We start from the raw sequence: 13,396 nt of genomic DNA on the forward strand, positions 1-13,396 counted from the left end.
GACCCATTCTCAACCAACAAGCGGCCTAACTATCCTGCAAAGCGGGGCGGCTTCAGGCCGCCCGTCTCTGCGCTGCCACGGTGTAAAGGTGGCTCCGTCTCACTTCAGACTAGGCGTGTAAACTTCTTGCCGCTGCACCCCATGGGTGGGCGTGCAGATTGGCCTGTTGCAACTGCATAGCCCCATCTTCCATGCCGTTTACCGCCTCCATCCGTGCCACCAGCCCCTCTAAATGGGCACGATTGCGACACACTTGAGCGCTGCACTGGGGGCATGCTTCGTGTTGCACCTGCATCTGTGCCAGGGAGGGTAAGGTATCGAAGATCTGGCACAGACTGGTTCGTGCGCTCGGTGCGCCTGTTTGCTCACTGAGCAACTGGGCGATGGAGGCTTTAATCACCAGCATGGCGTCCCGTTCATAGCCACACACTTCCATACTCTTTCTCCCAACCAAAATTTTCCCCGGCAGCCAAGCTTAGGCGAACCCTTTCAGAACGCCTTTATTGTAACTTTACTGTGAAGTTTATGAAACCGATTTTTGACTTATGTGACAAGATTTCACATTGGGCCGATTTTCACTCCATGGCTTCACGGTCCAAGCCTGCCGGCTAAGGCCGTCTATAAGCTGGGCAACCGCCCTCTGAATGGGTATTTTTTAGCCATCTATGGGAGGGGGATTGGCGTTTTTATCCGCACACTTTGGACAACGGTGGGCAAGCTCAAAAAAAAACCTCTATTAGCCTTGACTAATAGGTATATTTTTTTTAGGATGCCGCTCCGTTAATAACCCCTCAATTGAAGGAGACACCCCATGGACGGCGTGACCCCCTTGATCGTGGATGTTGGAATTTGGTCGTTTTTAGTGTTGCTGTGGTTTCTGGGTATGGCCTATTAGTCCGTTATCCATGAAGCCCGCCCCTTTGGGGAAACAAAAAAAGTCCCGCCAACCGGCGGGACTTTTTTTATGGTGAAACCTCATATGGAGGAATAGCAGACTACTCCCACTCAATGGTGCCGGGGGGCTTGCTGGTAATGTCGTAGGTGACGCGGTTAATGCCGTCAATCTCGTTGATGATGCGGTTGGCAATGTGGCTCAGCAGATCATGGGGCATAGGGTACCAAGTGGCGGTCATAAAATCCTTGGTCTCCACCGCACGCAAAGCCACCACATAATCATAGGTGCGACCATCCCCCATCACCCCAACACTCTTCACCGGCAAAAACACTGTAAACGCCTGAGAAATACGCTCATAGTGGCCCGATGCATAGAGCTCATCCATATAAATGGCATCCGCCCGGCGTAACAGATCCGCATACTCCTTTTTAACCTCACCCAAAATCCGTACCCCTAAACCAGGACCCGGAAAGGGATGACGAAACACCATGCGATGCGGCAAACCCAACTCCAAGCCAACCTTACGCACCTCATCCTTAAACAGCTCCCGCAGCGGCTCCAACAGCTTGAGCTGCATATCCTCCGGCAAGCCCCCTACATTGTGATGAGACTTAATATTGGTCGCCTTGCCGGTTTTGGTACCCGCCGACTCCACCACATCCGGATAGATCGTGCCCTGCGCCAGCCATTTGGCATTCTCGATCTTGCCCGCCTCCTCATCAAAGATCTCAATAAAAGTGTGACCAATGATCTTGCGCTTCTTCTCTGGATCAGACACCCCCGCCAACTTGCCCAAAAAACGCGCCTCAGCATCCACACGGATCACCTTTACCCCCATATTTTGGGCAAAGGTCTCCATCACCTGATCCCCCTCATTCAAGCGCAACAGGCCATTATCCACAAACACACAGGTCAGCTGCTCGCCAATGGCCCGGTGCAGCAGCGCCGCCACCACCGAGCTATCTACCCCACCCGATAGACCCAAAATAACCTTGTCATCCCCCACCAAGGCCCGAACCCGCTCCACCTCATACTCAATAAACCCATCCGATGTCCACAAACCGTGACACCCACAAATGGTGCGCACAAAATTATGGATCAAACGCTCACCATTATCGGTATGGTTGACCTCGGGATGAAACTGCACCCCATACATATGGGTCGCCTCATTCGCCATGGCCGCAAGGGGGGCATTCAGGGTCGATGCGGTGGTCACAAACCCCTTGGGCAGCATCTCAACATGGTCGCCGTGGCTCATCCACACGGTGCTTTTGGCGCCGGCTTCAACAAACCCCTCAAACAATGCTCCAACCTGCCCCGCACACGCCTGAATTTCCGCACGACCATACTCGCGCTTATCGCTGGGGGCCACAGTGCCGCCAAAATGACGCCCCAACAACTGCATGCCATAACAAATGCCCAATACCGGCACACCCAAAGCCATCACCGCATCATTCAGCTCAGCGGCACCAACATCATAGACCGATTGATGCCCACCAGAGAGGATAACCCCCTGCGGATTAAAGGCTCTAACGGCCTCCGCTGCCATCTCATGACCATGGATTTCACAATAGACCTGGGTCTCCCGCACCCGCCGCGCAATAAGCTGGGTATACTGAGAACCGTAATCCAGAATAAGGATCTTTTCCGAATGCAGCGCGTCTGACATAGCAATATCCAGAGTGAAGGCTAAGGGTGACAAGCGGGCGGGAGCTCCGGGGGGGGCACTTTCGCCCCCACAAAAATTGACCTGAACGGCCTCTAAGCCCGATCACTCCATACGATAGTTAGGGGTCTCTTTGGTGATGGTTACATCGTGTACATGGGACTCTTTCAGACCCGCACTGGTGATCTGCACAAATTGAGCCTTGGCCCGCAGGGTCTCAATATCCTCACAGCCGGTATAACCCATGGCCGCACGTAATCCACCCACCATTTGGTAGATAATATGCTTGAGCGGCCCTTTGTAGGGCACCCGCCCCTCGACCCCTTCAGGCACCAGCTTCTCCGCATCGGAGACATCCGCCTGGAAATAACGGTCCTTGGAACCCTTGGCCATAGCACCGATGGAGCCCATGCCCCGGTAGGTTTTATAGCTACGCCCCTGGTAGATAAACACCTCGCCAGGGGATTCATCGGTGCCTGCAAACATGGAACCCAGCATCACGCAAGAGGCCCCCGCCGCAATGGCCTTGGCCACCTCGCCAGAAAATTTCACCCCGCCATCGGCAATGATGGGCACATTGGCTTTATCGGCCTCTTCCGCACAGTCGGAGATGGCGGTAATCTGCGGCACACCCACCCCCGCCACCACCCGCGTGGTGCAGATCGAACCCGGGCCAATACCCACTTTAATCCCATCAGCCCCGGCCTCCACTAAGGCCTTAACCGCCTGGGGGGTTGCCACGTTACCCGCAATAACATCCAGCTCAGGATACTTCTCTTTGGTCCAAGCCACCATCTCGATCACCCCTTGGGAGTGACCATGGGCGGTATCCACCACCACCACATCCACACCCGCCTCCACCAGCGCGGCCAGACGTTTTTTATTATCTTTACCGACCCCCACCGCCGCACCGGCAATCAACCGACCCGAACCATCCTTACAGGCCATCGGGTGGGCATGGTTCTGTTCAATATCCTTAACCGTAATCAGACCGGTCAGTTTGTACTGATCATCCACCATCAACAATTTTTCAATGCGATGCAGATGGAACAGATGTTTCACCGTGCCCATATCCACCCCCTGGGGAACCGTGACCAGCTTCTCCCCCTGGGTCATCAAATCACGAATAGGCAGACTATCATCGGTGGCAAAGCGCACATCCCGGTTGGTGATAATACCCGCGACCCGTCCATCGGCCTCCACAATAGGAATGCCAGAGACCTTACGCCGTGCCATCAGCTCCAGAGCCGCCTTGAGGGGCTCATCCGGCCCCAGGGTCCACGGATTGATCACCGTGCCGCTAATATGGCGCTTAACCTGCCGCACCGCATCGGCCTGCTCTTTGATGCTCAAGTTTTTGTGGACAATACCAATCCCACCCTCTTGCGCCATGGCGATTGCGGTACCCGCCTCGGTCACGGTATCCATCGCGGCGGACAGCAGCGGCATATTCAAGCGGATATTGCGGGTTAAACGGGTGGAGATATCCACCTCATGGGGCAACACATTGCTGTGGTCGGGTACCAGGAGAACATCATCAAAGGTCAATGCCATTTTGGCTATGCGCAACATGTTCCTGTTCCTTCTTTAGGGAGCCTGAGCAGGTTAGCCTTTAAAGCCCATACCCACTAGGTAGTGTTCTGGACTGCGGCTACGGCTGGAGTCGGGCTTAACCACCTTCACCACCGTGAACATGGCGCGGGCCTGCTTAACCATGTCATGGAAACCGGGTCCATTAAAAAGTTTCACGGCGAAATTACCGCCTGTTTTTAGATTTTCTTCCACAAACTGAAAGGCCGCCTCGGCCAACGCCTCGCCCCGCAACTGGTCCGCCGATTTAACCCCGCACATATTGGGGGCCATATCCGACAACACCACATCCACCCGCCCTTCGTGCAACAGCCCTTGCAACTGGGCCAGCATCGCGTCGTCCAAAAAATCCCCCACCAGGATCTCCGCCCCCGGTACCGGGTCCATCGCCAACAGGTCTATACCCACCACCGAACCCTCTACCCCCGCCAACTTAACCGCAACCTGGGTCCACCCCCCTGGGGCAGCACCCAGCTCCACCACATTGGCCCCCACAGGGATCAACAACAGGCTCTTACCGTCCTCTTTCACCACCTCTTGCAGCTCCATCAGCTTATAGGCCGCACGGGAGCGATAGCCTTCACGACGCGCTTGCTGCACGTAGGGGTCATTATGGTGCTCTCTAAGCCACCGTTTGCTGCTGGGACGCTGCTTAGCCACAGGCTTATTGTCCAATAAAAGTTACATCGCGCCCTAAGACACCATGCCACGGAACGCTGAAAAAGGCGGTTATTATACACTTTAATACAAACAAATTCAGCCCATTTTTAGAGACTCGATCGACCTTGTTCCACGGCACCCAGCCGCTTGTTCTCCCCATCCCCCCTGAGCCAGGATGGTGGCCCCACAAAAAACAGATGGGGGAGAGACGTCAAAACATCTCTCCCCCACCCTGACGATCCCATTTTAACCGTTCAAAAGGTGATCTCAACCACCTCAAAATGGCGGGTACCACCGGGGGCGCGCACCTCGATAGAGTCGCCGGCCTCCTTACCAATCATACCCCGTGCCATGGGGCTGGAGATGGAGATCTTACCCTTCTCCAAATCCGCCTCTTCATCGCCCACGATGTGGTAGGTGGACTCCTCTTCCGTATCTTCATCAATCACAGTTACTTTGGCCCCAAACACAATGCGGCTAGAGTTAAGGCGACTGGTATCAATCACCTCGGCACTGGCTAACATCCCTTCTAGCTTGGCGATACGGCCCTCATTAAAGCTCTGCTGCTCCTTAGCGGCATGGTACTCTGCATTTTCTGACAGATCGCCATGGGCTCGCGCCTCTTCAATGGCCGCGATAATACGTTTGCGGTCGGTGGTTTTGCGGCGCTTGAGCTCCTCTTTGAGTTGCTGGGCACCTTCTAAAGTCATGGGTACTTTTGGATTCATGATTCTACCTTTGCAAGCCTTTTCCAACCGGTCGCCAACGGATGACGGCTCCGGTCCCTGCCGACCTAAACCCTGCATAAGCAGTGCTTGACAGGCTTGGATCAACCGTTAGGTTTATGAATAAACACGGCGACGCATCCTTAGGGATGCGTCGCCGTAGTGAATCAGTTATGTCGGATTGACCGCGGCGTGTCAATAGTAATCTTGCAAAGCCTTGCAACTAAAGTCCCCGGCCCGCATCGCTTCCATGGCCGAAACCGCCGCCCGCATACCCGCAACCGTCGTAAAATAGGGGATTTTACTCATCAGCGCCGTACGACGAATGGGGAAGGAGTCTTCCAACGCCCGTTTGTCCTGTGTGGTATTAAAGACCAGCGCCACCTCATTGCTCTTCATTTGATCCACAATGTGGGGGCGACCTTCAGTCACCTTATTCACGGTCTCCACAGGCACCCCCTCCCCTTCCAGGAAGCGGGCGGTGCCGCTGGTGGCGCTTAGTTTATAGCCCATCTCCACCAGACGTTTGGCTGGCATCACAATGGCGTGTTTGTCCTCATCCTTAACGGAGATAAAGATGCGCTGGTTGGCACACTTGCCCGCCATGGGCAAATAGACCCCAGCCCCCTCTTGGGCCTTGGCAAAAGCCGCCCCAAAGGTATCCGCCAGCCCCATCACCTCGCCGGTGGATTTCATCTCCGGCCCCAACACGGGGTCCACATTCATAAACTTCTCAAAAGGGAAGACCGCCTCTTTAACCGCCACATGCCCCAGCTTGGGTGAGTGGGTTAACCCCAACTCTTGCAAGCTTTCTCCCGCCATGACCCGCGCGGCCAGCTTGGCAAAGGGCACCCCTGTCGCCTTGGAGACAAAGGGCACCGTGCGGGACGCACGAGGGTTGACCTCCAGAATGTAGACCGCCCCCTTTTGGATCGCAAACTGAATATTCATCAACCCTTTGACTTCCAGCGCGGCGGCCAACATTTTGGTTTGCCGCTCGATCTCATTGATCAGATCCAGCCCCACCGAATAGGGCGGCAACGAGCACGCCGAGTCGCCGGAATGCACACCAGCCTCCTCAATGTGCTCCATAATGCCTGCCACCACCGCCGTTTTGCCGTCAGCAATACAGTCCACATCAATCTCAATGGCATCCCTGAGAAAGTGGTCAATCAGCACAGGGTGGTCCGGCGAAGCCTGCACCGCCGTGCGCATATAGCGCTCCAGATCCTTCACATCGTGTACAATTTCCATGGCTCGCCCACCCAACACATAGGATGGCCGTACCACCACCGGGAAACCAATGGCCTCCGCCTCGCGAATCGCCTCTTGCTCAGAGCGGGCAATACCATTAGGGGGCTGACGCAAGCCCAACTTTTGCAGCAAGACCTGAAAACGTTCCCGATCCTCGGCCACATCAATGGCCTCGGGCGTGGTGCCGATAATGGGCACCCCGGCAGCCTCCAACCGTTTCGCCAGCTTGAGGGGGGTTTGACCACCAAATTGCACGATCACCCCGTCGGGCTTCTCGATATCCACAATGGTCATCACATCTTCAAAGGTAAGCGGCTCAAAGTAGAGACGGTCCGAGGTGTCATAATCGGTGGAGACGGTCTCAGGATTACAGTTGACCATAATGGTCTCATAATCCACATCCCGCAGGGCAAAGGCCGCATGCACACAGCAATAATCAAACTCAATACCCTGACCAATGCGGTTAGGGCCGCCGCCTAAGATCATGATTTTTTTACGGCTACTTGGTGCAGCCTCACATACTTGCTCATAGGTGGCGTAGAGGTAGGCGGTCTGCGAGGCAAACTCGGCCCCACAGGTATCCACCCGTTTAAACACCGGCACCACACCATGGGTCAAGCGGCTGGTCCGTACCGCTGTGTCACTGGTTTGGGTAAGGCGAGCCAAGCGGGCATCGGAGAAGCCCATCTCTTTAAGCTCACGCAGGCGGGGGATGGAGATATTCTCAAAGCTCACCCCACGAATAGAGGCTTCCGCCTCCACAATCTGCTGAATTTGATCCAGGAACCAAGGGTCAATGGCAGTCACGCGATTTAACCACTCCAGATCCTTACCTTGGCGAAACGCCTCGGCCACATAAAGGATGCGATCTGGGCCAGGATTATGTAGCCGCTCTTCCAGCACCGCTTCCCAGCTCTCATCCGCCACATCCAAAATTTCGCCAAAGCCATCCAGGCCGATCTCCATGGAGCGCAATGCCTTTTGCAAGGACTCCTTAAAGGTACGCCCGATGGCCATCGCCTCGCCCACCGACTTCATTTGGGTGGTCAGCAGGGCGCTGGCTTGGGGGAATTTTTCAAAGGTAAAGCGGGGGATCTTGGTCACCACATAGTCGATGGTGGGCTCAAACGACGCCGGGGTTACGCCGGTAATGTCGTTCATAATCTCCGGCAGGGTATAACCAATGGCCAGCTTGGCGGCTACTTTGGCGATGGGAAAACCGGTTGCCTTAGAAGCCAATGCCGACGAGCGGGAGACCCGTGGGTTCATCTCAATGACCACCAGCCGCCCATTTTCTGGATGGATGGCAAACTGCACATTAGAACCGCCGGTATCCACACCGATCTCACGCAGCACCGCGATGGAGACATCCCGCAGAATCTGATACTCTTTATCGGTCAAGGTCTGGGCCGGAGCCACGGTAATGGAGTCCCCGGTATGCACCCCCATGGGGTCAAAGTTTTCGATGGAACAGACGATGATGGCGTTATCCAGACGATCCCGCACCACCTCCATCTCAAACTCTTTCCAGCCCAGCACCGACTCTTCCACCAACACCTCTGTGGTGGGCGAGGCGGCCAAACCACGGCGGATAATCTCCTCGAACTCTTCCGAGTTATAAGCGATGCCGCCGCCGGTCCCCCCCAGGGTAAAGCTGGGGCGGATAATGGTGGGGTAACCGACCTCTGTCTGGATCTCCCACGCCTCTTCCATGGAGTGGGCAAAGCCAGATTTGGGCATCTCTAGGCCAATATCATCCATGGCCTGTTTGAAACGTTCGCGATCCTCCGCTTTGCTGATGGCATCCCGCGAGGCACCAATGAGCTCCACATTGTACTGCTCCAGCACCCCCGCATCGGCCAAGTTAAGGGCCATGTTCAGGGCGGTCTGCCCCCCCATGGTGGGGAGAATCGCATCGGGGCGCTCTTTGGCGATAATGCGCGTCACCGACGCCAAGGTGATCGGCTCCACATAGGTACGGTCGGCCAGCTCGGGATCGGTCATGATGGTGGCGGGGTTGGAGTTCACCAACACCACTTCATAACCCTCTTCTTTTAGAGCTTTACAAGCTTGTGCACCTGAATAGTCGAACTCACAAGCCTGCCCGATGACGATGGGTCCCGAGCCAATGAGCATGATTTTTTTTAGATCGGTACGTTTGGGCATGGCGTCCTCTAAACCCTTCGATTAGCGCATCAGATCGGCGAACTGTTTGAACAGGTAGTGGGCATCGTGGGGGCCGGGGCTGGCCTCGGGGTGATACTGCACCGAGAAGACCGGCTTATCCTTCATGCGCACCCCTTCCACACTGCCATCAAACAGGGAGCGATGGGTTACCTCCAGCGTGTCGGGCAGTGCGCTATCTGAAACCACAAAACCATGGTTCTGACTGGTGACTTCCACCACACCGGTGGAGAGGTTTTGCACCGGATGGTTACCACCACGATGACCAAATTTCATCTTTAAGGTCTGCGCACCCAGGGCCAAGCAGAGCATTTGGTGGCCCAGACAGATACCAAAGATGGGGATTTTGGTCTCTAACAAGGCGCGGATGGTACGCACGCCGTGTTTGACAGCATCAGGGTCGCCGGGGCCATTGGAGAGGAAAATACCGTCGGGGTTGCCCGCCAGGATTTTTTCGGCTGGGGTATCGGTGGGCACCACGGTAAGGTCACAACCCGCCTGCACCAAACCGCGCAGGATGTTGTGCTTGACCCCAAAGTCCATCACCGTTACCCGCTTGCGGTTGCTCCCGCTTTCGATCTGCCGGTAGCCCTGTTCCAAGTCCCACAGCCCCTGTTGCCAAGGGTAGGGTGTTTGGCAACTGACCTCCCCGGTAAGATCCATCCCCGCCAATCCGGGAAAGCTCTTGGCTTTGGCAATCAAGTTTTCGGTATTAAAATCCAGGGTAGAGAGCACCCCGCGCATGGCCCCTTTATCCCGCAGGTGCGAAACCAAGGCGCGGGTATCAATGCCTTCAATCGCGGGAATATTATGGCGGGTTAAAAAGACCGACAGACTCTCCTGAGCCCGCCAGCTACTGAAGCGGCGGGCGGATTCCTTGACAATAAAGCCGCGAATCCAGGGGCGTCGGGACTCCATATCCTCTGGGTTGATGCCCACATTACCAATTTGGGTATAGGTCATGGTGACGATCTGTCCCGCATAGGAGGGATCGCTCATAATCTCCTGATACCCGGTCATGGAGGTGTTAAAACAGACCTCCCCTACCTGTTCAGTTTGGGCACCAAGGGAGCGCCCATCAAAACGGGTGCCGTCTTCTAGAACCAAAACCGCGCGGCCTTGATTGGATTGCTGCATGTTCAAAGTGTATGCTCCGGCGTTGGGACGGGGTGGTTACTGCGGCCCCTTCACGATGACATGATGGACTTTTTTAAAAGCGTGCCGCCGCTTATACTCTTTTTCGTTACTTTCGTCAATAAGCGTTACTTAGACAGCGCCGCTTGTAGAGCATACGAAAAAATGGTTTAAATGAATAGCTTGTTCCGCGACAGAGGGGGCATCATTACGGTGAATGGGATTTTTTCACCGGGTGTTCGCAAAAAATTCAAGCGATTCACACATCCATTCAATCCTTTGCAGCAGGCATAGGGTTGGATTAAAGGAGAAGGCTACCATGAAAAAACCGCTGCGTTATCTGACGTTGCTGGCTGCTGGCCTATTGAGCAGCACCCCCGCTTTGGCCGCTGGCTGGCTAGGGGCCAGCCTCAACACGCCACGCGGGGTCCAAGTAGGCGAGATTATTAAGGGCAGCCCGGCCGATCATGCTGGTTTGGAGCCCGAGGATATTATTTTGGAATTGAATGGGCAGGCCATTCACGGCCCCGGCCAATTTGCCCGCCGCATCGCCACCACCAAACCGGGTACCCGCATCACCCTAAAAGTGATGCGTAAAGGCAAGCTCACCGAGCTAAAAACCACCCTGGAAGATAGCAAAGACCATGCAAGCGTAACCTCCTACATGGGGGGGCCTATGGGGAGCATGTTAGAGACCCCCAATCAAATGATGCGGAGCATGCCTTTTCCACCCATGCGCGGCAATCCTGATGCTTATGGCGCTCCGGGCGGGGCGTATGGGCCCCCTCCCGGCGGGCGTAACCAAGGCGGCTTTGGCGGCGAAGATTTTGGCAATCGGCCACCCCCTCCTGGTCAGGGCGGTTTTGCCCAAGCTGGCGAGGCGAACGACCTTGCTTTCACCCCTCCCCCGCCACCCCCTAACGATCAACGTCAGGGCGGGTTCGGCCCACCGCCTCACCTGCGTGGCATGCCCATGGATACCAACAAAGCGTGGTTAGGTATCGCGGTACAGAACAGCGCCGCTGGGGTTGTGCTGGAAGGGGTAGCCCCCACCAGCCCCGCCGCCAAGGCAGGCTTACAGGCCGGGGATCGCATTGAAAAAATCAATGACACCCCCATCACCGGGGACCAACAACTGGTGCAGAGCTTAGCCCCCTTACAGCCCGGGCAAAAGCTGACGATACACTATGTTCGTGACGGCAAATCAAACGCCGTGGTGGTGGATCTGGTTAGCCGCCCAGCCCATCCGTAAAGGGTGGCGGTGTGGAGTATCCAACGCCACTAACGCCCGCCCGCATGGTGCAACGCTATAAACGTTTTTTAAGCGATGTCACCCTGGCCGATGGCACTCAAGTAACCGCCCACTGTGCCAACTCCGGCTCCATGCGCGGGTTGGTGCATGTGGGTGAGCCTGTCTACCTCTCCCACTCGGACAACCCCAAGCGCAAACTGGCCTGGACCCTGGAGTTGGTGTGCGATGGTGGCGCGCTGGTTGGGGTCAATACGGGCTTGGCCAATGCACTGGTGGCCGAGGCGCTACAGCAAGACCGCATCCCCCCTTTACAGGGGTTTGCCCACTTTAGGCGAGAGGTCCCCTATCAGGACTCTCGCCTGGATTTTTGCCTAACCGCCCCCGCTGGTGCGTTAACCTATGTTGAGGTGAAGAGCGTTACCCTGCGCTTGACCGACGAAGCCGCTTTTCCCGACGCGGTAACCAAGCGCGGCGCAAAACATCTGGCGGCTTTGCGCCATGCGGTTAAAGCTGGACATCGGGGGGTGATCCTGTTTATTGTCCAGCGTTCGGATCTCGACCATTTTCGCCCTGCTCATGAGATTGATCCAGGCTATGCCCAGACGCTACAATGGGCGATCTCCGAGGGGGTTGAAATACTGGTTTATGCCTGCGCGCTCACCACGGCATCCATCTACGTTGAACGCCCTTTAAGCTATACGCTCGGTTGAGTGGGCGGGATGGCTGCACCACCCTGCTTTGGTTTGTCATTCTGCACTTCAGGCCGGTCAGATTTAGCCTCATGCACGACAGCCTAGCCTGAGCTGTGTGCCGCGCGAGGTCTTATTGAAATTGTGTAAATATTAACCTACGTCTCATCGCTGGGACGTGTGGAGTGCGTTGTCATGATCATCATTAAAACTCCGGAACAGATTGAAAAAATGCGCGTTACCTGCCGTCTGGCGGCAGAGACTTTGGATATGATTGCACCGCACATTAAACCTGGGGTGAGCACCGAAACGCTAAACACCATCTGCCATGACTTTATTGTCCGTAACCATGCCATTCCGGCCCCCCTTAACTATCGGGGGTTTCCCAAATCCATCTGCACTTCGGTCAACCATCAGGTGTGCCACGGCATCCCCAGTGACCGCGTATTACGGGATGGGGATATTATCAATGTGGATATTACCACCATCGTGGATGGCTGGCATGGGGATACCAGCCGCACCTTCCAGGTTGGCACCCCCACCAAAAAGGGGCTTAAAATCGCCGAAATTGCCAAAAAATGTTTGGATCTTGGCATTGCTGCGGTACGCCCTGGCATACATTTGGGGGATATTGGTGCCATTATCGAAGATTATGCCCGTCAAAATCGCTGCACCGTGGTACGGGAATATTGTGGGCATGGCATTGGTGAAAAATTTCACGAAGAGCCAGCGGTGCTGCACTTTGGCAACTATGGCGAAGGGGTTAAATTATTACCGGGCATGATCTTTACGATTGAGCCCATGGTCAACTTGGGGAAACCTTACATTAAACTGATGCCGGACCAATGGACGGTCGTTACCAAGGACCACAGCCTTTCCGCCCAGTATGAACACACGGTTCTGGTCACCGAAAGTGGCCATGATGTGCTCACCGATATTAATGGGGAGTACCCGCCCTGCTAAGCATGCCCCTACGCGCGGCCCCCCTTTATGCATGCCTGCGCCCCGTTTGTTTTTTTAAGGGACAAAGCGACGATAATCCTGCAAAATCTCAATAATCTTTAGATTTTTATGGTGTAAGGCTGCCCATGCGTGATCTCCTTGCTCAAACAGCGCCTCGGCACGGGGCGCCTTACCCACGCAAGAAACAGCCCGAGACCATCGCTTGCGCCCCCCCGCAAAGGGCCTTTAGCGCATATAAAAAACGCCACGGTCGACACCCAAGAAGCCTGCTTTGCATGCCGTCTTTCGCATACTTAAAACGATCTTGGGCGTACTTTTTTTTCCAAGGGCTCATGGCACGCCGCGCCACCCCCTTTACAGCAGCCAAGCGGACCACAACACGGC

11 protein-coding genes are annotated in these 13,396 nt (G+C 55.5%); 3 read left to right on the forward strand and 8 right to left on the reverse strand.

Annotated features, from left to right (window positions below):
- Nucleotides 1-109: 109 nt before the first annotated feature.
- The 7 genes from MMC1_RS15435 to carA all read right to left on the reverse strand — a co-directional run bounded on the left by MMC1_RS15435 (nt 110) and on the right by carA (nt 10,111).
- Nucleotides 110-436, reverse strand: a complete 327-nt coding sequence (locus MMC1_RS15435) for a hypothetical protein (RefSeq protein ID WP_011714568.1) — start codon at nt 434-436, stop codon at nt 110-112.
- A 559-nt stretch (nt 437-995) separates the two neighbouring features.
- On the reverse strand, nt 996-2,564 hold the full coding sequence (guaA, locus tag MMC1_RS15440; protein WP_041641288.1) for a glutamine-hydrolyzing GMP synthase: 1,569 nt from the start codon (nt 2,562-2,564) through the stop codon (nt 996-998).
- Nucleotides 2,565-2,666: 102 nt separating this feature from the next.
- A complete protein-coding gene (gene guaB / locus MMC1_RS15445) occupies nt 2,667-4,130 on the reverse strand; it encodes an IMP dehydrogenase (protein WP_041642925.1) in 1,464 nt (487 codons plus the stop codon).
- Between the two features lie 36 nt (nt 4,131-4,166).
- Complete coding sequence (locus MMC1_RS15450; protein ID WP_011714571.1) at nt 4,167-4,811, reverse strand: RlmE family RNA methyltransferase; 645 nt, start codon at nt 4,809-4,811, stop codon at nt 4,167-4,169.
- A 254-nt stretch (nt 4,812-5,065) separates the two neighbouring features.
- A complete protein-coding gene (gene greA / locus MMC1_RS15455; RefSeq protein ID WP_011714572.1) occupies nt 5,066-5,539 on the reverse strand; it encodes a transcription elongation factor GreA in 474 nt (157 codons plus the stop codon).
- Nucleotides 5,540-5,731: 192 nt separating this feature from the next.
- The gene (gene carB / locus MMC1_RS15460; protein ID WP_011714573.1) at nt 5,732-8,956 is read right to left on the reverse strand and encodes a carbamoyl-phosphate synthase large subunit; all 3,225 of its coding nucleotides are present in this window, start codon (nt 8,954-8,956) and stop codon (nt 5,732-5,734) included.
- Nucleotides 8,957-8,977: 21 nt separating this feature from the next.
- Nucleotides 8,978-10,111 carry a glutamine-hydrolyzing carbamoyl-phosphate synthase small subunit gene (gene carA / locus MMC1_RS15465; protein WP_011714574.1) on the reverse strand — a complete coding sequence of 378 codons (1,134 nt, stop codon included), beginning with the start codon at nt 10,109-10,111 and terminating at the stop codon, nt 8,978-8,980.
- 316 nt (nt 10,112-10,427) lie between these two features.
- On the opposite strand from carA, the gene MMC1_RS15470 reads away from it, so the two are divergent.
- The 3 genes from MMC1_RS15470 to map all read left to right on the forward strand — a co-directional run bounded on the left by MMC1_RS15470 (nt 10,428) and on the right by map (nt 13,012).
- Nucleotides 10,428-11,360 carry a PDZ domain-containing protein gene (locus MMC1_RS15470; RefSeq protein ID WP_011714575.1) on the forward strand — a complete coding sequence of 311 codons (933 nt, stop codon included), beginning with the start codon at nt 10,428-10,430 and terminating at the stop codon, nt 11,358-11,360.
- Between the two features lie 11 nt (nt 11,361-11,371).
- Entirely contained in the window at nt 11,372-12,070 is a 699-nt protein-coding gene (gene sfsA / locus MMC1_RS15475) for a DNA/RNA nuclease SfsA (RefSeq protein WP_011714576.1), read from the forward strand.
- A 174-nt stretch (nt 12,071-12,244) separates the two neighbouring features.
- Entirely contained in the window at nt 12,245-13,012 is a 768-nt protein-coding gene (gene map, locus MMC1_RS15480; RefSeq protein ID WP_011714577.1) for a type I methionyl aminopeptidase, read from the forward strand.
- 54 nt (nt 13,013-13,066) lie between these two features.
- Here map and MMC1_RS22415 read toward each other — a convergent pair whose 3' ends face one another.
- A complete protein-coding gene (locus MMC1_RS22415; RefSeq protein WP_265101280.1) occupies nt 13,067-13,189 on the reverse strand; it encodes a hypothetical protein in 123 nt (40 codons plus the stop codon).
- Between the last annotated feature and the right edge of the window lie 207 nt (nt 13,190-13,396).

It is taken from the genome of Magnetococcus marinus MC-1, assembly GCF_000014865.1.
GTDB lineage: Bacteria > Pseudomonadota > Magnetococcia > Magnetococcales > Magnetococcaceae > Magnetococcus > Magnetococcus marinus.

What these genes read in the sequence shown, in the direction of transcription:
- MMC1_RS15435 (WP_011714568.1), bottom strand. Translation starts at nt 436, where the DNA reads ATGGAAGTGTGTGGCTATGAACGGGACGCCATGCTGGTGATTAAAGCC.
- guaA (WP_041641288.1), bottom strand. Translation starts at nt 2,564, where the DNA reads ATGTCAGACGCGCTGCATTCGGAAAAGATCCTTATTCTGGATTACGGT.
- greA (WP_011714572.1), bottom strand. Translation starts at nt 5,539, where the DNA reads ATGAATCCAAAAGTACCCATGACTTTAGAAGGTGCCCAGCAACTCAAA.
- carB (WP_011714573.1), bottom strand. Translation starts at nt 8,956, where the DNA reads ATGCCCAAACGTACCGATCTAAAAAAAATCATGCTCATTGGCTCGGGA.
- carA (WP_011714574.1), bottom strand. Translation starts at nt 10,111, where the DNA reads ATGCAGCAATCCAATCAAGGCCGCGCGGTTTTGGTTCTAGAAGACGGC.
- MMC1_RS15470 (WP_011714575.1), top strand. Translation starts at nt 10,428, where the DNA reads ATGAAAAAACCGCTGCGTTATCTGACGTTGCTGGCTGCTGGCCTATTG.
- map (WP_011714577.1), top strand. Translation starts at nt 12,245, where the DNA reads ATGATCATCATTAAAACTCCGGAACAGATTGAAAAAATGCGCGTTACC.